The sequence below is a fragment of the Pseudoalteromonas sp. A25 genome (assembly GCF_009176705.1).
GTDB lineage: Bacteria > Pseudomonadota > Gammaproteobacteria > Enterobacterales > Alteromonadaceae > Pseudoalteromonas.
In genome coordinates, this window is the sequence record NZ_AP021846.1 from 374125 (window position 1) to 395002 (window position 20878).

Below are 20878 nucleotides of genomic sequence, written 5' to 3' on the forward strand. Positions count from 1 at the left end.
AAAGTTTGAGCATGACGGCGCAATTTCAACATGTGTCAGTGTTGATGGCAGAAACGTTAGACGCACTCGCTATCAATCCGCAAGGCATATACATAGACGGCACATTTGGTCGAGGTGGCCATTCGGGACAAATATTGTCTCGTTTAGCACCTGAAGGTCGCCTGCAAGCAATAGACCAAGATCCTCAAGCAATAGACGCAGCAAAAAGGTTTGCTGATGATGCGCGTTTTTCGATTGCTCACACACGCTTTTCAAATATCAAAGAAGTTGCTCAACAAGCAGATTTGCTTGGGAAAGTTGATGGTATTTTATTGGATATCGGTGTTTCATCTCCGCAGTTAGATGACGCTCAGCGTGGCTTTAGCTTCATGCATGATGGCCCATTAGATATGCGTATGGACCCCACTACCGGGCGCAGTGCAGCACAATGGCTGGCTGAGGCCGATTTAGAAGATATAACCTTTGTGATCAAAAAGTATGGCGAAGAAAAATTTGGTCGCCGTATTGCTCACAAAGTGCTCGAAACACGTGAACACACACCAATTACAACGACCAAGCAGCTTGCTGATTTGGTAGATGAAGCGGTACCTGTCAAAGATAAACACAAACACCCTGCAACACGTACATTTCAAGCTATTCGTATTTATATCAATAGTGAGTTAGAGGAAATTCAAACTGCTTTACAGGCTTCTTTGGAGGTATTAAAACCTGGCGGTCGCTTAGTTGTGATCTCATTCCATTCTTTAGAAGATCGCATTGTAAAGCAGTTTATTAAGAAGCAGAGTAAGGGAGAAGCGATGCCCAGAGGTCTGCCTTTAACGGATGCACAACTTAAACAAAACCTGACGTTAAAGGCAGTGGGCAAAGCTATTAAGCCAAGTGCAGAGGAAATTGCAGCCAACCCAAGAGCAAGAAGCTCTGTTCTGAGGGTGGCGCAAAAATTGTAATGAGCAAAAATACCGATAGGCAGCCAAAACTATTTTTAGAGATAATTCAGGGCTTATTAGCAAATAAGCTGACTGTGTTTTTGCTGTTATTGATTTTTGCTACTGCCTTGGCCGTTGTGCAAGTCACTCATTTAACTCGCCAGCAACTCATTGCACAAGATGAGCTGTTACAACAGCGAGATGAACTCGATCTTGAGTGGCGTTACTTATTGGTTGAAGAAGAATTTTATTCACAGCATGCACGTATAGAAGAGATTGCAAAAACACAACTTAATATGAAGCGTCCAACCAGTAAAGATGAACAAGTGGTGGTGATCCAATGAACAAGCCAAAGGTAACCACGAGTCTAGTTACTTGGCGTTTTGCATTGGTGTGTGTGCTGCTAGTGATGGTGTTTTTAACCTTGGTTGCGCGTGCTGCATATCTACAGGTGATAGAGCCTGATAAGGCTCGAGAAGAAAATGCCAAACGCACTGTTCGAGTAGAGAAGCTAAAGGTTCAACGGGGTATGATCTTTGATCGAAATGGCAAAGAACTCGCAGTGAGCGTGCCCGTGGTTAGTGTATATGCTGACCCAAAAGCGTTGGATAAATCTATAGCCAAAAAAGTACTAAAAGCGGCTCGTAAACAGGGTGAGGATTATAAAGCGCTTGCCACCAATGAAGCTGAAATGACGCGTCGCAAGCAAGCTTGGTATGCAAATGAACTACGCTGGCGTGAACTGGCAGATGTGCTGCAAATAAAAAATGAAGAAGTAGACAGTCGCTTGCGCAATGACCCAAGCAGACGATTCGTGTACTTAAAGCGACAGGTAACCCCCGCAGTTGCCAATTATATTCGCCAACTCAGACTACCGGGTATTCATTTGCTTGATGAGTCAAAGCGCTTTTACCCAAGCGGCGAAGTGACCGCCCACGTGCTTGGTTTTACCAATATTGACGGTAAGGGTATCGAGGGGATAGAGCGATTATTTGAAACCGCGCTCACTGGTGCTGAAGGTAAGCGTACTGTGCGCAAAGATGCGCGAGGGCGTGAGATCCAAGTGCTCTCTGAAGAGCAAAGGGTTGAGCCTGAAAATATAGAGCTGAGCATAGATTTACGTATTCAAGCAATTGCTTATCGAGCCTTGAAAAGTGCGGTGTTGAGTTATAAGGCAACATCGGGTTCTGCGATGGTGGTTGATGTAAGAACGGGTGAAGTGCTGGCCATGGTAAACAGCCCGAGTTTTAATCCGAATGATATGAGTGATGCGGCGCCTTACAAACGTCGAAATCGTGCTATTACTGATTTATTTGAACCTGGCTCAACGCTGAAACCTCTCGCCGTATTGGCAGGCCTAGATTATGGTGCCATTGAGGCTGACGAAGTGATAGACACTTATCCCGGTTGGATGCGTTTAGGTGGTAGCTTAGTACAAGATACGATTAACCATGGTGAAATGACGTTACGTGAGATTCTCAAGATCTCCAGTAATATGGGGGTTGCGAAAATTAGCCAAATGCTGCCTAAAGACTATATGGTGGGCTTATATCAAAAAGTGGGCTTTGGTGAAGACACTGGCACCATGATGGTGGGTGAAAGCAGTGGCTTGTTTTATCCTAACCGTCGTTGGTCTGATTTTGAAATAGCGACTTTAGCCTATGGCTATGCGGTGTCGGCGAGCACGGCACAAATAGCACGCCTCTACTCCGTATTTGGCTCAGGTGGCATATTACGACCGCTAACAATATTAAAACAAAAAACACCGCCGCCGGGAGAGCGTATTTTCAAAAAAGAAGATGTGCACGCTGTGGTAGAGATGATGGAATCGGTTTTTGAAAAAGGGGGAACCGCTGCCAATGTTAAGGTGGATGGTTACCGTGCAGCAGGCAAAACAGGAACCTCTGAAAAGGCGATTGCTGGTGGGTATGGTGATGAATATGTTGGCTATTTTGCAGGAGTTGCACCAGTAAGCGACCCACGTTTGGCAGTTGTGGTTATGGTGAACGAACCCGGTGGTGATGTGTATTATGGTGGGCATACATCAGGTCCTGCCTTTGCTGAGATCATGTCAAATGCGCTGCGTATTCTCAACGTTGCGCCAGATAAAGACCGTGTTGCATATATATCGGAGTCAGGCAATGAATCGTGATATCCGCGTTGTACTTGAACAGTTGGGTGTGCACAGTGCCTCGATGATGGTCGCTCATTTACGTTTAGACAGCAGACAAGTTGAAGCTGAAGATGCGTTTATAGCGATACAAGGACACCAGCAAAATGGTGAAGATTTTGCGTTGTCAGCGCTTGAGCAAGGGGCAGCGTGTGTTTTAATTGATGCTGACAGCCACCTCTGTACCAGTCACCCTGATTTTATTCCAGTGCCGAATCTAATTAACAATGCGGCAAAAATTGCTGCGCTTTTTTATGATAAGCCAAGTCAAAGAATGTGTACGATTGGCGTTACGGGGACCAATGGTAAGTCGACAACGACAGCGATGATCGCAAGCTTAGCACAACACTGTGACACCCCCTCTGCAGTTGTTGGCACATTAGGCTATGGTAATCCCAAAAAATTGACTGAACTTGCCAATACCACACCGTCGAACGTTGACTTACAGCGTATTTTGGCTCAGCTAAGTGAGTGTAATAAATTAGTGGCCATGGAGGTTTCCTCCCATGGGTTGGTGCAAGGACGTTTAGATGAAACACATTTTGACGTCGCAGTATTTACCAATTTATCGCGAGATCATTTAGATTATCATGGTGATATGGCGCAATATGCGCTGGCAAAGCTGTCTTTATTTCAAAATCATAACCCTCAGCACAGTGTGCTCAACATAGATGATGAGCATGGACAGCAGTGGTTAACGGAGCACCATTTCGACAACATAGTGGTGTATGGTAAAAAGCGCCAGCACAGTGCATTCAAAAGATACGTATGGTTTGACGATGTGGTGTGTGACCATCAGGGGATGACAGTCACGATTGACAGCAGCTGGGGGCGGGGACAGCTACGTACGCCACTATTCGGTTTGTTCAACGTATACAACTTGGCGGCTGCATTGGCAGCTTTGTTAACCCAAGGTTTTGCATTTTCGTCGTTATTAAAAGCGGCCAAATATCTAGAGCCTGTGGCTGGTCGCATGCAAGCATTCTCGGCACCCAATAAGCCCACCTGTATTGTTGATTATGCCCATACCCCAGAAGCATTAGAGCTTGCCTTGCAGGCGCTTCAACACCATGTACCAGGTAATGTGGTGTGTGTGTTTGGTTGTGGTGGTGATCGAGATAAAGGTAAGCGTCCACTGATGGCACAAGCCGCTGAGCGCAACGCCGACAAGTTGGTGATAACTAGCGATAACCCCCGTAGTGAAGACCCGCAAAATATTATTAATGACGTTAAGGCTGGACTCAGCAACCCTGAGTATGCTGTGTGTAAAGTTGATAGAGCACAAGCGATCCGTTACGCCATTGAGCATGCACCGCAAAATGCGGTAGTACTAATTGCGGGTAAAGGTCATGAAGACTATCAAATTATTGGAGACAAGCGACTGCCGTTTTGTGATAGGCGCTTTGTAGAAACAGTTTTGCAGGAGGTAAGTGCATGATCAAAGCAGATTTAGCTTGGCTTGCAGCGGTACTTGATACGCCTCTAAATGGGGAAAACTTGGCGATAGCCAATATAAACACCGACACCAGAACAATAAAAAATGATGAGGTGTTTTTAGCATTGAGAGGGCCTAATTTTGACGGTCACCAGTTTGTTGAGCAAGCTAAACAAAAAGGCGCAATAGCAGCCATTGTTGATACACCAGTGGCATGTGATATTACGCAATTTGTTGTAAAAGATACACGCATAGCGCTTGGTAAAGTTGGTAAAGCAGTCATTGATACTGTGGCACCTAAAACGATTGCTATTACAGGCAGTGTCGGCAAAACTACGGTCAAAGAAATGTGTGCCGCAATTTTGCAGTGCAAAGGCAAAGTACTTGCTACCAAAGGTAATTTTAATAATGACATAGGTGTACCGCTTACGCTGCTACGCCTTCAAGAAGACGACGAGTTTGCAGTGATCGAGCTCGGTGCAAATCATATTGGTGAGATTGCGTACACCACCGCTTTAACCAGTCCCGATGTGGCCGTTGTATGTAATGTTGCACCCGCACATATTGAAGGGTTTGGCTCAATAGAAGGTGTTGGGCAAGCCAAAGGCGAAATTTTTTCAGGGCTAAAAAGTGGCGGCATAGCGGTTTTAAACTGCGACTGTGAATTTGTTGATATGTGGCAAAGTAGTCTTCACGATGTCAAGGTTAAACGTTTCTCAAGTACCCAAAAACTAGATGTATGGGCTGAAAATGTTAGCTTGAGCGACACCGCACACGCTAGCTTTATGCTGTGTACTGATGATGAGCAAGTACCAGTTCAGCTGGCTTTGCCTGGTGAACACAACGTCACAAATGCCCTGATTGCCGCGGCGCTTACAAGCGAACTTGGGGCTTCGTTGAGTGATATTGCCTCAGGCCTGGAGCGCATGACACCTGTAAAAGGTCGCGTTAATTTGATCAAAGCGAATGCCCGATTGAATGTCATTGATGATACCTATAATGCCAATGTTCGTTCGGTTAAGGCAGGTATCGATATATTGATGAATATGCCAGGCTATCGCATTTTAGCGCTGGGTGATATGGGCGAGTTGGGAGAGCAAGCGCGTGAATATCATCAAGAAGTCGGTGAGTATGCACAGCAAAAAGGGGTCGATGCGTTGTTCTCTCTTGGCGTTCTGAGCCGTTATAGCAGTGATGTGTTTTCTCAACCTGAACGGCATTTTTCAACTCGGGAACATTTACTAAAAGCATTGCAACATGAATTAAAGGCACACAACGGAGTATGCACTGTGCTTGTTAAGGGCTCGCGTAGCTCACGTATGGAATTGTTAGTAGAAGAGTTAGTGAGTAGTAGCCATATGTCTGGCAATGATGAGGCCCCAAAATGTTAGTCTGGTTAGCGGAATATTTAACGCAGTATTACAGTGGTTTTAATGTTTTTTCTTATCTTACATTAAGGGCCATTTTGGGGATCTTAACCGCACTCTTTATCTCTTTATATTTTGGGCCAAAACTGATCCGTGCATTGCAAAAAATGCAAATTGGGCAAACAGTGCGAGATGATGGGCCTGAGTCTCATTTATCAAAATCTGGAACGCCGACGATGGGTGGATTATTGATCCTAGCATCGATTTTTACCAGTACCTTGATGTGGGGAGACTTAGATAACAAATATGTATGGGTAACCCTCTTCGTTATTGGCAGTCTTGGGATTGTAGGTTTTGTTGATGATTATCGCAAAGTGATCCGAAAAGACAGTAAGGGATTAATAGCACGGTGGAAGTATTTTTGGCAGTCGGTTATTGCGATATCGGTTGCGAGTTTTATGTATTTTACTTCGCATTCAGCGGCTGAAACGACTTTGGTAGTGCCATTTTTAAAAGAAGTGATGCCGCAATTAGGCTTATTTTATTTAGTGATGTGCTATTTCGTGATTGTGGGTACGTCTAACGCGGTAAATTTAACCGATGGTTTGGATGGCTTAGCGATTGTACCCACTATTTTAGTAGCCTCGGCATTAGCCATCATTGCTTATTTGACGGGCAATGTGAACTTTTCAAGTTATTTGCATATACCGCATATCCCGCTGGCCAGTGAACTGGTCGTGGTGTGTACCGCAATTGTGGGGGCAGGGCTCGGATTTTTATGGTTTAACACTTATCCTGCACAAGTATTTATGGGAGATGTTGGCTCGCTCGCTTTAGGTGGAGCGCTTGGGATCATTGCAATTTTAGTGCGCCAGGAGCTTGTTTTGCTGATCATGGGAGGGGTATTTGTGATGGAAGCACTCTCTGTGATTTTACAAGTCGGATCGTATAAATTGCGTGGGCAGCGCATATTCCGTATGGCGCCTATACATCATCATTATGAATTAAAAGGGTGGCCAGAGCCTAGAGTGATAGTGCGATTTTGGATCATCTCTATTGTGTTGGTTTTAGCTGGATTGGCAACGTTGAAGATTAGGTAATGCAGTATTTAAACGCGTTAAAAAACAAGAAGATTACTGTGCTTGGACTGGGTGTAACCGGTCTGGGCATCGTGCGTTTTTTATTGTCTCATGACATCATGCCACGTATTGTTGATAGTCGTCCAGTGCCGCCAGGAGCTCAGTGGTTAGCCGACAATAAGCCAGAGTGTGAAGCCGTGTTCGGTTCGCTTGCCGAGGCAAGTCTCTCTAGTGCCGATATCATCATTATCAGTCCAGGGATTGCGCTGTATGAAGCAACGGTTGCTAAGGCCATAGCTGATGGCGTCGAAGTGATTGGCGATATAGAGCTATTCGCTCGGTTAAACGATAAGCCTGTGATTGCGGTAACGGGGTCAAATGGTAAGTCGACGGTGGTGACACTGGCTGCAAAAGTACTCACTGAAGCGGGCATGAAAGTTGGACTTGGTGGTAATATAGGTACGGCTGCACTGGACTTGCTCGCAGAAGATCATGATGTGTACGTACTTGAATTATCTAGTTTTCAGCTAGAAACAACACATAGCTTGTATTGTACGAGTGCGATGATCTTAAATATCACAGAAGATCACATGGACCGATACCCTGATTTTGCTGCATATTGTGCGGCTAAACAGCGTATATACAAGCACACCGAGCACCTTGTTTATAACGTAGGCGATAAAAACACGTTTTGCAGCGCACAGCAAGGCGTGAGTGTGGGTCTAAGTCAGGCTGATTATCAGTTAATACAGCATCAAGGCGAGCAATACTTTAGTGCGTATGGTCAACCTTTACTACCAATATCTATAATGGCGCTTGAGGGTAAGCACAACCAATTTAATGCGTTGGCAGTTATGGCCTTGTTGGCACCCATCTCATTGCCTATCAAGGCATTTGAAAAGGCATTTTCTCAGTTTAAAGGTCTACCTCATCGCTGCCAATTGGTTGCAGATCATCATGGTATTAAATACTTCAATGACTCAAAAGCAACAAATGTGGGCGCAACCGTGGCGGCATTGGAAAGCTTAGCGACAAAGCAAGGGAAAATTATTTTGATCGTGGGTGGAGATGCAAAAGATGCTGATCTTACCCCGCTTGCCAAACCCATGGCTCAATATTGCAGGGCAATTTATGGATTTGGTAAAGATGGTTCATTATTTTTGTCTTTGCATCGCAATAGCCACTTAGTCTCAACGCTGGAAGATGCTGTAAAACAAGCTAAAGCGATTGCTAACAATGGCGATTGTATCTTACTTGCACCTGCGTGTGCGAGCATAGACATGTATCCTAATTATATGGCCAGAGGCGAAGAGTTTTGTCGTTTAGTTGATGAGGTGACGCAATGCTAGCTTTGTCACAGTTTCGGCTGAACTTTAATATCAAACAGTCTAACGCACTGTACGATGTGCCCTTACTATACGCCATGTTGTGTTTATTAGGAGTGGGTTTTGTGATGGTGACGAGTGCGTCTATGCCCGTTGCAGAAAGACTTTTTAATAATCCGTATCACATAACCATTCGTCATGCGGCGTTTTTATGCATGGGGTTTGTACTGTTTTGGATAACGACCAGCTCGCCAATGTCTTGGTGGAAGCGTTGTAACCCTTATTTGTTGCTGTTTGGACTTGCATTGTTGGTACTTGTTCTTATTGTCGGGCGTGAGGTTAATGGCTCAAAGCGTTGGATCCCCGTTGGACCTGTCGGTATACAAGCTGCAGAGCTGGCGAAGCTGTTCTTCTTTAGCTATATCGCGGGTTACTTAGTACGTAAACGTGAAGAAGTACAAGAGAACTTAAAAGGGTTTGCTAAACCAATTGCTGTGTTTGCCGTATATGCGTTTTTGATTTTGATGCAACCTGATTTAGGTACTGTTGTTGTGATGTTTGTCACCACGGTTGGCTTACTCTTTTTAGCTGGCGCGAAATTATGGCAGTTCTTTGCGCTTATCCTGACTGGCATTCTACTGGTGGTACTGCTCATTATTTTTGAACCATACCGAATGGCTCGGGTCATTGGGTTTTTAGAGCCGTGGGATGACCCATTTGGTAAAGGGTACCAGTTGGTACAATCACTGATGGCTTATGGTCAAGGGGGCTGGTTTGGGCAAGGGCTAGGTAATAGCGTGCAAAAACTGCAGTACTTGCCTGAAGCACATAATGACTTCATTTTTGCAGTGATAGCAGAAGAGCTAGGCTTTGTTGGTGTCGTGAGCATAATTGTGCTGCTTGGCACGTTGGTATTTAGAGCCCTATTAATTGGCCAAAGAGCATTGAAGTGTGCAAAAGAATATGAGGGCTATTTTGCTCTGGCTATTGGTATTTGGTTTGCTTTTCAAACAATGGTAAATATTGGCGCGAGTGCAGGGATATTACCAACCAAAGGACTTACCTTACCATTTGTTTCTTATGGTGGCTCAAGCTTACTAGTAATGATAGTGGCAGCAGGTGTACTACAAAGAGTTGATTTTGAAACAAAAATGGCGACCAAACAGGCGACCTCTCGAAGTGGTTCAAGAGGGGGGAAGCGATGACTAAACGGTTAATGGTTGTTGCAGGTGGAACTGGCGGGCATATTTTTCCAGGTGTTGCTGTTGCAAACGAACTGAAAGCTAAGGGCTGGCAAGTCTCTTGGGTTGGTACTGCCGACAGAATGGAAGCGCAAGTTGTTCCTAAAAATGGTTTTGAGATAGATTTTATTGATGTGCAGGGAGTGCGAGGCAATGGTCTTAAGCGTCTGGTCAAAGCGCCTTTTATGGTATTAAAAGCGATTTTTGCAGCCAGAGCTCTAATAAAGCGTCGTCGTCCAGATGTTGTACTGGCTATGGGTGGCTATGTGACAGGTCCGGTAGGTGTGGCGGCAAAGCTTGCTGGGATTCCGCTTGTGATCCATGAACAAAATGCGGTAGCAGGATTGAGTAATAAATTGTTAGCCAAAATTGCTAATAGAGTTCTAGCGGCTTTTCCGAATGCATTTGCAGGTAGCAAAGTTCAAGTTGTGGGTAACCCGGTACGACATTCAGTGGCCGCGTTGCTGCCAAGAAATGCGTCGCAACACCTGAACTGCTTAGTCGTTGGGGGGTCGTTGGGGGCGAAAGCACTTAATGACACGCTTCCAGGGGCATTTGCCAAGTTAATCGAACATGCATCTTTGCCTTTGGCAATACATCATCAAAGCGGTAAAGGACACAAAGCGGCGTTACAAGCGCGTTATGCTGATGTTGGTATTGATGCAAATGTTGTTGAGTTCATCGATGACATGGATGCGGCTTATGATTGGGCTGATATCGTGATTTGCCGAGCTGGCGCGTTGACTGTCAGCGAAATAGCCGCAGCTGGTAAAATGGCGGTATTTGTACCGTATCCACATGCAGTGGATGATCACCAAACGGCCAATGCCGGCTATTTAGTTGATGAAGCCGCTGCGCTATTATTGCCGCAGAATAAGCTCAGTGAGCAAGCTATGTGTGATCTATTGCTTCCCTTTGTACAACAGCCTGAGCAGATCAGCCAGTTAGCAAAGCGTGCAAAGCAGTATGCAAAGTTAGAAGCAACAGCGAGTGTCGCAAAAGTATGTGAGCAACTTAGCTCACCCATTTGATATTAGATATAAAGAGTAAAGCGTGAAAGAAACCAGTAATCGTCGAGCTATGAGAAGAATTAACACCATACATTTTATCGGTATTGGTGGCGCTGGTATGGGCGGCATAGCGGAAGTGTTAGCATATGAAGGGTATCGGATAACAGGCTCCGATATTGCTCAAAATGCAATGACTGAGCGGTTATTAAAAGCGGGCGCAGAAGTATTCATTGGTCATCATGAAAATAATATAAAAGATGCCAATGTTGTGGTTGTATCGAGCGCGATTGATGAGCTTAATCCCGAAATAAAGGCGGCCAAAGCGGCTCGAATTCCAATTGTACGTCGGGCAGAAATGTTGGCTGAGTTGATGCGTTTTCGTCATGGTATTGCGATTGCGGGCACGCATGGTAAGACCACAACAACAAGTTTGATCGCGAGTATATTTGCGCAAGCACAGCTTGACCCTACCTTTGTGATTGGCGGTTTGCTTAATAGTGCAGGCACTAACGCGAAGTTAGGCACAGGCGATGTATTGATTGCGGAAGCCGATGAGAGCGATGCGTCATTTTTACATTTGCAGCCAATGGTCTCTGTGATCACCAATATTGAAGCAGATCATATGGATACTTATGACGGTGACTTTGAAAAGATGAAAGACACTTATGTCGACTTTATTCATAACTTACCTTTTTATGGTTTGGCCGTTGTATGCATTGACTCGCAAGTCGCTGCAGATCTTATTCCTCGTTTTGCACGGCCCACCATTACTTATGGTGAATCACAGCACGCTGATTATCGAATGCAAGGCTTTAAACAAACAGTGAATAGTAGCGAGTTTACTGTGGTAACCAAAAAGGGCGAGTCAATTGATGTAAAGCTCAATATGCCAGGTAAGCACAATGCGCTAAACGCCACAGCAGCAATTGCTGTAGCGAAAGACCACAACATTGAGAATACCGCTATTTTAGCAGCGTTGGAGCAATTTGAAGGTATTGGCAGACGTTTTCAGCATTACGGCGAGTTTGAAAATGAGCGCGGCAAAGTTATGTTGGTTGACGATTATGGGCACCACCCCTCAGAAGTGGCTGTGACAATTCAAGCTGCACGAGCTGGGTGGCCAGATAAACGATTAGTCATGATTTACCAACCGCACCGCTATTCACGCACGCGTGACTTGTACGAAGATTTTGTAAAGATCTTGGCCGAAGTAGATCAGCTTATTTTGTTAGATGTATACAGTGCAGGAGAGGCGCCAATTGTTGGTGCTGACAGTAAAAGTTTATGCCGTAGCTTAAGACAGCGGGGCATTGAACCTATTCATGTGGCTGATCACAGTGAATTGTCGATGGTATTGGCAGAAACCATACAAGATAACGACCTTGTGATCACACAAGGTGCAGGCAATATAGGTCAGATAGTCAAACAACTGGCTGCCAGCAAATTGTCAATAGCAGCATTAAAGCAAGGTGAAGCATGAATCAGTTCGGTAAAGTAGCGGTATTATTAGGCGGCAGTTCGGCTGAACGAGAAGTTTCGCTTAAATCGGGAGAGGCGGTTTTAAATGCGCTACAAAGTGTAGGGGTTGATGCTATTGGATTCGACCCAGCACAAAGAAACTTATGGGAATTGAAAAATTTAGCAGTTGAGCGCGTGTTTATTGCTTTACATGGTCGCGGTGGTGAAGATGGCACCATACAGGGCGCGCTTGAGTATATGGGTATTCCATACACTGGTAGTGGCGTACTTGGGAGTGCATTGGCTATGGATAAAGTGCGTTGCAAGCACCTGTTTCAATCGGCCAAGCTCAGTACAGCGCCATATGCTGTAGTCGATGCCAACATTGGTTTTAATGCGCAAGCCATCATCAGTGAGTTTGGCAAAGTGATGGTCAAGCCTTCCCATGAAGGGTCAAGTATTGGTATGGCACAAGCAAGTTCTGCGCAAGAGCTAACTGATGCGCTTAATAACGCATTTAAATTTGATGACCAAGTATTAGTAGAGCAGTGGATCACGGGGCGAGAGTTTACTGTGGCCATGCTAGCAGAGGACGCATTGCCTGTAATTGAAATGAAAACTCCGCGAGGATTTTATGATTACGAGGCAAAATATCAGGTTAATAGTACGCAGTATTTTTGCCCTGCTGATATTTCAGATGCTTATACATCACAACTACAAGTAATGGCTAAACATGCATTTGAATTAGTGGGTGCCAAAGGTTGGGGGCGTGTGGATGCTATGCAAGACGAAAATGGGCAGTTTTATTTGCTTGAAGTGAATACTGTACCAGGAATGACCGAAAAGTCTTTGGTGCCCATGGCTGCTAAGGCGAAAGGTATAAGTTTTGAACAATTAGTTGTTCGCATTTTGGAGCAAACCCTTTAAGATGCGTGCATTTTTCGAAAAAGCAAAACAGCTGAATCAACACCTAAATTGGTCGTTAATTTTAGGTGTGAGCTTTTTTGTTTTTGTCGTTATTGGTGTAATACGAGGCACTTATTGGGTAAGTGATTGGTTGATTGAGCATAAAGACGCGCAAATTAAGCAATTAATAGTGCTAGGAAAGCCTTACTATACGCAAGAAGCTGACATTATAAGGGTGATTAAAGAGGTCGATCTGAGTAGTTATTTTGAGCTCGATGTTAAATCTGTTCATAACAAGGTTCAGGCGTTGCCTTGGGTTGCTCATGTGTCCGTACGTAAACAGTGGCCAGATCAATTACAGGTTTACGTAGTTGAGCATAAACCTGTGGCAGTGTGGAATAGTGACTTGCTACTTAATCGGCATGGCGATGTATTCCAAGCTCACAGTGACTTGCTTGATAAGGAGTTGCCTCAACTTTATGGCCCTGAAGGCAGTGAGCAAGAAGCATGGAAAACATTTTTACAATTTAAAGACATGCTTAGAGTTAATGACTTTAAATTGGTGAGTTTAGCGCTTTCCGAGCGTTTTGCCTGGCAGCTATGGTTGGATAAAGGCATTCGACTTAATTTAGGTAGAGAAAAAATAGCCAAGCGAGTACAGAGATTTATTGATGTCTATCCAAAAATGCAGGCACCAGAAGGTGCGATGATTGATGTGATAGATCTGCGTTATGATACGGGGCTGGCGATTCGCTGGAAATATCCGCAAATACAAGAACAACAAAGTAAGAGTGAAGCATGACTAAGTCAGCAGAAAGAAACCTAGTGATCGGGTTGGATGTAGGAACTTCAAAAGTCGTTGCGACTGTAGGAGAAATTACTGCGGACAATCAACTGAGTATCGTGGGTGTGGGTAACCAAGTTTCTCATGGTATGGATAAAGGCGGAGTGAATGATCTCAACCTGGTTTCAGAGTCGATCCGCCGTGCGATTGACGAGGCTGAGCTAATGGCTGATTGTCGTATCAGCTCGGTTTACTTAGGTATTTCAGGTAAACATATTCAGTGTCAAAACGAAAGTGGTGTGGTTGCTATCAACAATGCGGAAGTCAGTGACGATGATATTGCTAATGTGATCCATATTGCTCGCTCGGTTCCTATTTCTGCAGAGCGTAAAATGCTCCATTCATTGCCGCAAGAATACAGTATTGATATGCAAGAAGGGATAAAGAACCCTTTAGGCATGAGTGGAGTGCGTATGGAAGCCAAAGCGCATATCATTACATGCTCGAACGACATGGCAAAAAATCTTGAAAAGTGTGTTGAACGATGTGGCCTGCAAGTGGACCAATTAACTTTCAGTGCGCTGGCGTCTTGTTACTCAGTGTTAACGGATGATGAGAAAGAGCTAGGCGTCGCAGTTGTTGATATTGGTGGTGGTACTATGGATATCGCCATATATCTCAATGGTGCTTTGCGTCATTCTGCGGTTATTCCAGTGGCTGGTAATCAAGTAACGGGCGATATTGCGAAAATATTCCGTACGCCTATTTCACATGCAGAATCACTTAAAGTGCAATATGCCTGTGCGAGCAGTCAAATGGCCAGTAGTGAAGACACCATTGAAGTCCCAAGCGTAGGAGGACGGCCGGCTCGTTTAATGTCAAGGCACACATTATCAGAAGTCGTCGAGCCGCGCTTTAGAGAATTATTAGAGTTGGCGTTAGAAGAGATCCGTCGCTCAGGTTTTGAAGACCAAATCGCAGCAGGTTTGGTGATTACAGGTGGTAGCGGCAAAATGACAGGAGCCCTAGAGGTTGCTGAAGATATTTGTCAGATGCCAGTAAGAATAGGCAAACCTATAGGCATAACTGGTTTAACTGATTATGTTGACGATCCTGCATATGCAACGGCGGTAGGTTTGTTACAATATGGCCGTACTTTGCAATCGATGAATGCACAAAAGTCGAAAGCAGAGTCGGAAGGAAGCTGGTGGAGCCGCATAACGAAGTGGTTTCAAGGCGAGTTTTAAGCTCAAGTCGGAGAGTGAAAGATGTTTGATATTATGGAACAACACAGCGAAGAAGCTGTAATTAAAGTCATTGGTGTTGGTGGCGGTGGTGGTAATGCCGTTGAACACATGGTGAAACAAGAAATTGAAGGCGTGCGTTTTATCGCTGCCAATACAGACGCGCAAGCGTTGCGTAAGTCGTCAGCTGATGTAACGGTACAGTTAGGTACTCAGATAACGTCTGGTTTAGGTGCAGGAGCAAACCCAGAGGTAGGCCGTAAGTCTGCAGAAGAAGATATTGAGACTATCAAAACAGCCTTAGAAGGCGCCGATATGGTATTTATCGCCGCTGGTATGGGTGGTGGTACAGGTACAGGCGCCGCTCCTGTAGTTGCGCGTGTTGCCAAAGAGCTTGGTATTTTAACTGTAGCTGTTGTTACGCGTCCATTTGATTTGGAAGGCAAAAAGCGCATGGCTGCAGCTGATCAAGGTATTGGTGAGTTGTCAGAAATTGTAGATTCTCTTATTACAATTCCCAACAACAAATTACTTAAAGTCTTGGGCAAAGGGACTACACTGCTAGATGCGTTCGCTAAAGCAAATGACGTGTTATACGGTGCTGTACAAGGTATCGCAGAGCTAATTACGCGCTCAGGTTTGATCAATGTTGACTTTGCCGACGTAAGAACAGTCATGTCTGCAATGGGGACCGCGATGATGGGTACTGCTTCAGCCTCTGGTCCTGATCGAGCGCAAGAAGCAGCGGAAGCCGCTATTTCGAGCCCATTATTAGAAGACGTAGATTTAACCGGTGCTAAGGGTATTTTGGTTAACATCACAGCCGGTATGGATATCACAATTGAAGAGTTTGAGATTGTTGGTAATCATGTTAAAGCACTCGCATCAGAAAATGCGACGGTTGTGGTTGGTGCGGTCATTGACCCTGAAATGAGCGACGAGCTACGTGTAACGGTTGTTGCAACAGGTTTAGGCGGTGAGCGCCGCCCTCAGTTTGGCATTGTGGATAACGGCTTTAAAAAAGTAGTTGGTTCTGACGCGGGTAGTGCAAGCACGGAAAGTTCGCAATCAGCAGGCATGTTTGTGCCAAGCTTTACGCAACCACAAACAGATGCAAGCCAAGAAACTGTTACAAATAGTGGTAGCACAACCTCTAGTAGTGCACAAAGCACGAATAATGAGGCGGCTAAAGCAAGTAGCAAAGATGCGGATAAAGACAAAGATAATTACTTTGATATTCCTGCGTTCTTGCGCAAGCAATCAGATTAACATCTGGTTATAGAATAAACGATTGGCAGCTGGTCGTATCTGTGATACTATCCGCCGTCTATGTGTAATAAAAGTGGGCGAAGCTATGATTAGACAACGTACAATTGCCGAAGTTGTAAAAGCAACGGGTGTAGGGCTTCATAAAGGCGAAAAGGTCACGATCACTCTCCGACCTGCGAGTGAAAACACCGGGGTGGTGTTTCGTCGTGTGGATCTTGATCCTGTCGTCGATTTTGAGACTACGCCAGAAGCTGTCGGTGATACGCAGTTGTGTACGTGTTTAACCAATAAAGACGGTATTCGTCTTTCGACCACTGAGCATTTAATTGCCGCAGTCGCTGCGATGGGTATTGATAACCTCGTCGTTGAGCTAGATAGCGCGGAAGTGCCAATTATGGATGGGAGTGCATTACCATTCATTTATTTATTACAAAAAGGCGGCATTAAAGAGCAAAATGTTGCCAAACGTTTTATTCGCATAAAAGAAAAAGTGCGCGTTGAAGACGGTGATAAGTGGGCCGAAATTACCCCATATGATGGTTTTCATATCGATTTTGAAATTGCTTTTGACCACCCTGCAATTAATGATAGTCGCCAACGTATCGCGCTGGATATTACTGCACAAAGCTTTACCGAGCAGATCAGCCGCGCGAGAACTTTTGGCTTTATGAAAGACATTGAATACATGCATGCCAATAACCTAGCTTTGGGTGGTAGCATGGATAACGCGGTCGTTTTAGATGATTATAAAGTATTGAATCCTAATGGTTTGCGTTACGATGATGAGTTTGTTAAACATAAGATCCTAGACTGCGTGGGTGATATGTTTATGGCTGGTCATAACATCCTAGGCAAGATCACCTGCTATAAGTCTGGTCATGGCCTAAATAATATTTTACTTCGTAAAATTATGGCTACAGAGTCTGCGTGGGAATGGGCTACATTTGATGAACCCGTTGTTATGCCTGCACCAGGACTTGAAGTGGCAACGGCATGAGATAAAAAACACAGGAAAAAATGACGCTTTTATGCGTCATTTTTTTTGTCTGCTTTTTGAGCATGCGCTGCCAGCTTTAGAAGTTTTGCCTGCAAGCTGGGGGGGGCTCCACTGGCCAGCTCTCTCAATTGTTCAGCAGTATGCTCGCTCATAACACGACCCTTACCTTGGGAGTTTTGTTTGGTATTTGTATAACTGTCTCTCGGTGATAAGCGCTGTTGTGCTTCTGGGTTGGTGGTTATTTTTACCTGCGAACACTCAATCATGCCCGCTTGACGAAACTGTGACAGTATTTCCATTTTAAGGTAGTTAAGTCGGGTGGCCAGCGTCGCGGATGCAGCTTCAATGATAAGTGTGCCATCACGGTAATTGGCAACGCGAGATTTCTTACTCAAGATTGGGCCAATGGCTTTTTCTAAACATTGCTGTAGTTCAGCCATTTTTTTTGATTTGTCAGTGTAGTTGAGCAGTTTATCTGACCACTTGCCCATTAGTTCGTTAAGCTGCTTTGGATCGTAGCGGTTCTTTGCCATGAAGAATGTATCACCGAATTAATGACGCTTTGCTAAGTATATCTTGCCTTGTGATACAACAGAAGTTTTATTGAGGACTTGATTTTTTTGTATTCGTACCCATCTCACTAAGCAACCTGCGATACCACGGTTAGGCATCTTGTTTGACTTTTAATTACATTGTGCCGCTAAATCGCCCGGTGAAATTGTTGTAAATAGACACAAAAATGGGTTGATTTCACTTCAGTGGTTTGCACTGTCGCTGAGTCTGGTATGATAGGGCATAATTTTAAATTTTAGGCAGTACAACGAATGTAACCACATTTGTTGCCAAAGCGAAGCAGTGCGACCTCACCTGCCCAAGAGATATGGATGTGGCGTAGGTCAGCCATCACAAGAGTGAAACGGTTTTAACATGATAGCTAATTTATTTACCAAGATTTTTGGTAGTCGCAACGACCGCACTATTAAAAACATAAGAAAAACGGTCGCCTTAATCAATGCCCTAGAAGAGCAATACAGCGCACTTTCAGATGAAGAATTAAAAGCAAAAACCGCTGAGTTTAGACAGCGTTTTGAGCAAGGGACTAGCTTGGATGATTTGTTACCTGAAGCTTTTGCAACGGTTCGTGAAGCATCGAAGCGTGTATTTAACATGCGTCACTTTGATGTGCAAATGATAGGTGGTGTTGTATTACACCAAGGCCGTATTTCTGAAATGCGCACCGGTGAAGGTAAAACTTTAACAGCAACGTTGCCTGCATATTTAAACGGACTAACGGGTAAAGGCGTTCATGTAATTACGGTGAATGACTATCTGGCCAAACGGGATGCAGAGACAAACCGTCCATTATTTGAGTTTTTAGGTCTGACTGTTGGCTGTAATGTACCGGGCATGATGCCACAACAGAAAAAAGCAGCATATGCTGCTGATATCACCTACGGCACAAATAATGAGTTTGGCTTTGATTATTTGCGCGACAATATGGCGTTCAGTATCGAAGAAAGAGTGCAGCGCCCATTATATTACGCTGTTGTGGATGAGGTGGATTCGATTTTAATCGATGAAGCGCGTACACCACTTATCATCTCTGGTCCCGCAGAAGATAGCTCGGAGCTTTACACTAAAGTTAACACCTTAGTGCCACTTCTAGAACTGCAAGAAAAAGAAGATGAAGAAGGTGTTGAAGGCGATGGTGACTTCACGCTGGATGAAAAATCAAAACAGGTGCACTTAACTGAGCGCGGTCAGCTTAAAGTTGAAGAGTTATTAATAGAGCATGGCTTAATTGAAGAGGGTGACTCATTATACTCTGCAGGCAATATCACTTTATTGAGCCATGTTTATGCGGCATTACGAGCTCATAAACTATATCAAAAAGACGTTGATTATGTTGTAAAAGACAATGAAGTAATTATTGTTGATGAGCATACTGGCCGTACTATGGAAGGGCGTCGTTGGTCTGAAGGTTTACACCAAGCTGTGGAAGCAAAAGAAGGTGTGCGTATTCAAAATGAAAACCAAACATTGGCATCGATCACCTTCCAGAATTACTTCCGTATCTATGAAAAGTTAGCGGGTATGACAGGTACCGCTGACACTGAAGCATTTGAATTCCAATCTATCTATGGCTTAGATACTGTGGTTATTCCAACTAATAAGCCGATGATACGTGACGATCGCGCTGACTTGGTTTATCTGACGCAAGAAGAAAAGTTTGAAGCTATTTTAGAAGATATCCGCGATTGTCAAAAGCGTGGTCAACCTGTTCTTGTTGGTACTATTTCAATTGAAAGCTCTGAGTATCTTTCACACTTCTTAACGAAAGAAAAAATTGAGCATAATGTGTTGAATGCTAAGTTTCATGCTCAAGAAGCCGATATCGTCGCCGATGCGGGTTTGCCGGGTAAGGTAACGATTGCAACCAATATGGCAGGTCGTGGTACTGATATTGTGTTAGGGGGTAACTGGCAATCTGATGTTGCCAAGCTGGAGAACCCATCTGATGAACAAGTTGCTGAAATAAAAGAAAAGTGGAAGCAAACGCATGATGCGGTAATTGCTGCCGGTGGTTTACATATTATCGGTACTGAACGTCATGAATCACGCCGCATCGATAATCAGCTCCGTGGTCGTTCAGGACGCCAGGGCGATGCAGGTTCAAGCCGTTTCTACCTTTCTATGGATGACGCTTTAATGCGTATCTTTGCCGGTGAGCGCATGACTAATATGATGCGAAAACTAGGCATGCAACGAGGCGAGGCCATTGAGCACCCATGGGTAAACCGTGCAATTGAAAATGCGCAGCGCAAAGTAGAAGCACGCAACTTTGATATTCGTAAGCAGCTGCTTGAATATGATGATGTTGCTAATGATCAGCGTCGTGTTGTTTATGAGCAACGTAATGAGCTGCTCGAAGAAGGCGATATTTCTGAGACCATCACAGCTATTCGTGGTGATGTGTTGGGTAATATCATTGATCAATTTATTCCACCGCAAAGTTTAGCTGAAATGTGGGATATTCCTGGGCTTGAAGAGCGTATTAAAGCAGACTTTTTACTCGATTTGCCGATTGCAAAATGGCTCGAAGAAGATGCGAAGCTTTATGAAGAAAAGCTTCGCGATCGTATAACGGAAGAAGTTGAATCAGCATATAAGCAAAAAGAGTTAATGGTTGGCCCAGATGTATTGCGTCAATTTGAAAAGGCGGTAATGCTACAAAGCCTCGATCAGCATTGGAAAGATCACTTAGCTGCTATGGATCATTTACGTCAAGGGATCCACTTACGTGGTTATGCTCAGAAGAACCCCAAGCAGGAGTATAAACGAGAGTCGTTTGAGCTCTTCTCTGAAATGCTTGAAAACTTGAAAACAGATGTGGTTGGCATTTTGAGTAAAGTACAAGTGCGTGCTGAAGAAGATGTTGAGAAGGTTGAGCAACAACACCGTCGTAGTGAGCAGGCTCCGAGACAATATCAGCATGCTGAAGCTGAGCATGTGGGTGGCGAAGTACCAGAAGGCGTTGCGGTTGCTGCAAAGGCTGAACAAAAAGTTGGCCGTAACGAGCCGTGTCCTTGCCAATCAGGTAAAAAGTTTAAGCAGTGTTGTGGTAAATTAAAATAATCCACATTGTGGTATAAGAGTTTTGAAAAGC

Annotated in this window: 17 protein-coding genes; 16 read left to right on the forward strand and 1 reads right to left on the reverse strand. The window is 44.5% G+C overall.

Annotated features, from left to right (window positions below; all coding sequences use genetic code 11):
• The first annotated feature begins 11 nt into the window (after nt 1-11).
• The 15 genes from rsmH to lpxC all read left to right on the forward strand — a co-directional run bounded on the left by rsmH (nt 12) and on the right by lpxC (nt 17211).
• A complete protein-coding gene (gene rsmH / locus GDK41_RS01760; protein WP_152084795.1) occupies nt 12-947 on the forward strand; it encodes a 16S rRNA (cytosine(1402)-N(4))-methyltransferase RsmH in 936 nt (311 codons plus the stop codon).
• Entirely contained in the window at nt 947-1270 is a 324-nt protein-coding gene (gene ftsL, locus GDK41_RS01765) for a cell division protein FtsL (protein WP_152084796.1), read from the forward strand. Before rsmH ends, ftsL begins: the two co-directional genes overlap by 1 nt.
• Nucleotides 1267-3078, forward strand: coding sequence for a peptidoglycan D,D-transpeptidase FtsI family protein (locus GDK41_RS01770; RefSeq protein WP_152084797.1), 1812 nt, complete (start codon nt 1267-1269; stop codon nt 3076-3078). Before ftsL ends, GDK41_RS01770 begins: the two co-directional genes overlap by 4 nt.
• Nucleotides 3068-4534: a UDP-N-acetylmuramoyl-L-alanyl-D-glutamate--2,6-diaminopimelate ligase gene (locus GDK41_RS01775; protein ID WP_152084798.1), complete on the forward strand. Its 1467-nt coding sequence runs from the start codon at nt 3068-3070 to the stop codon at nt 4532-4534. The genes GDK41_RS01770 and GDK41_RS01775 overlap by 11 nt, the downstream gene beginning before the upstream one ends.
• Nucleotides 4531-5922 (forward strand): UDP-N-acetylmuramoyl-tripeptide--D-alanyl-D-alanine ligase, encoded by a 1392-nt coding sequence (locus GDK41_RS01780; protein WP_152084799.1) that lies wholly within the window; start codon nt 4531-4533, stop codon nt 5920-5922. The genes GDK41_RS01775 and GDK41_RS01780 overlap by 4 nt, the downstream gene beginning before the upstream one ends.
• A complete protein-coding gene (gene mraY / locus GDK41_RS01785) occupies nt 5916-6998 on the forward strand; it encodes a phospho-N-acetylmuramoyl-pentapeptide-transferase (protein ID WP_152084800.1) in 1083 nt (360 codons plus the stop codon). Before GDK41_RS01780 ends, mraY begins: the two co-directional genes overlap by 7 nt.
• Complete coding sequence (murD, locus tag GDK41_RS01790) at nt 6998-8326, forward strand: UDP-N-acetylmuramoyl-L-alanine--D-glutamate ligase (protein ID WP_152084801.1); 1329 nt, start codon at nt 6998-7000, stop codon at nt 8324-8326. The genes mraY and murD overlap by 1 nt, the downstream gene beginning before the upstream one ends.
• Nucleotides 8320-9507 carry a cell division protein FtsW gene (ftsW, locus tag GDK41_RS01795; protein ID WP_152084802.1) on the forward strand — a complete coding sequence of 396 codons (1188 nt, stop codon included), beginning with the start codon at nt 8320-8322 and terminating at the stop codon, nt 9505-9507. Before murD ends, ftsW begins: the two co-directional genes overlap by 7 nt.
• A complete protein-coding gene (gene murG, locus GDK41_RS01800; protein ID WP_152084803.1) occupies nt 9504-10574 on the forward strand; it encodes an undecaprenyldiphospho-muramoylpentapeptide beta-N-acetylglucosaminyltransferase in 1071 nt (356 codons plus the stop codon). The genes ftsW and murG overlap by 4 nt, the downstream gene beginning before the upstream one ends.
• Before the next feature lie 49 nt (nt 10575-10623).
• On the forward strand, nt 10624-12033 hold the full coding sequence (gene murC, locus GDK41_RS01805; protein WP_152087482.1) for a UDP-N-acetylmuramate--L-alanine ligase: 1410 nt from the start codon (nt 10624-10626) through the stop codon (nt 12031-12033).
• Nucleotides 12030-12938, forward strand: coding sequence for a D-alanine--D-alanine ligase (locus tag GDK41_RS01810; RefSeq protein ID WP_152084804.1), 909 nt, complete (start codon nt 12030-12032; stop codon nt 12936-12938). Before murC ends, GDK41_RS01810 begins: the two co-directional genes overlap by 4 nt.
• Before the next feature lies 1 nt (nt 12939).
• Complete coding sequence (locus GDK41_RS01815) at nt 12940-13719, forward strand: cell division protein FtsQ/DivIB (RefSeq protein WP_152084805.1); 780 nt, start codon at nt 12940-12942, stop codon at nt 13717-13719.
• The gene (gene ftsA, locus GDK41_RS01820; RefSeq protein ID WP_152084806.1) at nt 13716-14948 is read left to right on the forward strand and encodes a cell division protein FtsA; all 1233 of its coding nucleotides are present in this window, start codon (nt 13716-13718) and stop codon (nt 14946-14948) included. Before GDK41_RS01815 ends, ftsA begins: the two co-directional genes overlap by 4 nt.
• A gap of 21 nt (nt 14949-14969) precedes the next feature.
• A complete protein-coding gene (gene ftsZ / locus GDK41_RS01825; protein WP_152084807.1) occupies nt 14970-16214 on the forward strand; it encodes a cell division protein FtsZ in 1245 nt (414 codons plus the stop codon).
• An 85-nt stretch (nt 16215-16299) separates the two neighbouring features.
• Nucleotides 16300-17211 carry a UDP-3-O-acyl-N-acetylglucosamine deacetylase gene (gene lpxC, locus GDK41_RS01830; RefSeq protein ID WP_152084808.1) on the forward strand — a complete coding sequence of 304 codons (912 nt, stop codon included), beginning with the start codon at nt 16300-16302 and terminating at the stop codon, nt 17209-17211.
• Nucleotides 17212-17240: 29 nt separating this feature from the next.
• Here the strand turns inward: lpxC and GDK41_RS01835 are convergent, their stop codons facing one another.
• Nucleotides 17241-17744, reverse strand: a complete 504-nt coding sequence (locus GDK41_RS01835) for a DUF721 domain-containing protein (RefSeq protein ID WP_152084809.1) — start codon at nt 17742-17744, stop codon at nt 17241-17243.
• Between the two features lie 394 nt (nt 17745-18138).
• On the opposite strand from GDK41_RS01835, the gene secA reads away from it, so the two are divergent.
• Nucleotides 18139-20847 (forward strand): preprotein translocase subunit SecA, encoded by a 2709-nt coding sequence (secA, locus tag GDK41_RS01840; RefSeq protein WP_152084810.1) that lies wholly within the window; start codon nt 18139-18141, stop codon nt 20845-20847.
• The last annotated feature ends 31 nt before the right edge of the window (nt 20848-20878 follow it).

Bases quoted from the DNA above. Each gene is read 5' to 3' on its own strand.
- murG (WP_152084803.1), top strand. From the start codon at position 9,504: ATGACTAAACGGTTAATGGTTGTTGCAGGTGGAACTGGCGGGCATATT.
- ftsA (WP_152084806.1), top strand. From the start codon at position 13,716: ATGACTAAGTCAGCAGAAAGAAACCTAGTGATCGGGTTGGATGTAGGA.
- ftsW (WP_152084802.1), top strand. From the start codon at position 8,320: ATGCTAGCTTTGTCACAGTTTCGGCTGAACTTTAATATCAAACAGTCT.
- GDK41_RS01780 (WP_152084799.1), top strand. From the start codon at position 4,531: ATGATCAAAGCAGATTTAGCTTGGCTTGCAGCGGTACTTGATACGCCT.
- GDK41_RS01835 (WP_152084809.1), bottom strand. From the start codon at position 17,744: ATGGCAAAGAACCGCTACGATCCAAAGCAGCTTAACGAACTAATGGGC.
- secA (WP_152084810.1), top strand. From the start codon at position 18,139: ATGATAGCTAATTTATTTACCAAGATTTTTGGTAGTCGCAACGACCGC.
- GDK41_RS01815 (WP_152084805.1), top strand. From the start codon at position 12,940: ATGCGTGCATTTTTCGAAAAAGCAAAACAGCTGAATCAACACCTAAAT.
- GDK41_RS01770 (WP_152084797.1), top strand. From the start codon at position 1,267: ATGAACAAGCCAAAGGTAACCACGAGTCTAGTTACTTGGCGTTTTGCA.
- ftsL (WP_152084796.1), top strand. From the start codon at position 947: ATGAGCAAAAATACCGATAGGCAGCCAAAACTATTTTTAGAGATAATT.
- mraY (WP_152084800.1), top strand. From the start codon at position 5,916: ATGTTAGTCTGGTTAGCGGAATATTTAACGCAGTATTACAGTGGTTTT.
- GDK41_RS01810 (WP_152084804.1), top strand. From the start codon at position 12,030: ATGAATCAGTTCGGTAAAGTAGCGGTATTATTAGGCGGCAGTTCGGCT.
- ftsZ (WP_152084807.1), top strand. From the start codon at position 14,970: ATGTTTGATATTATGGAACAACACAGCGAAGAAGCTGTAATTAAAGTC.
- lpxC (WP_152084808.1), top strand. From the start codon at position 16,300: ATGATTAGACAACGTACAATTGCCGAAGTTGTAAAAGCAACGGGTGTA.
- GDK41_RS01775 (WP_152084798.1), top strand. From the start codon at position 3,068: ATGAATCGTGATATCCGCGTTGTACTTGAACAGTTGGGTGTGCACAGT.
- murD (WP_152084801.1), top strand. From the start codon at position 6,998: ATGCAGTATTTAAACGCGTTAAAAAACAAGAAGATTACTGTGCTTGGA.
- murC (WP_152087482.1), top strand. From the start codon at position 10,624: ATGAGAAGAATTAACACCATACATTTTATCGGTATTGGTGGCGCTGGT.
- rsmH (WP_152084795.1), top strand. From the start codon at position 12: ATGACGGCGCAATTTCAACATGTGTCAGTGTTGATGGCAGAAACGTTA.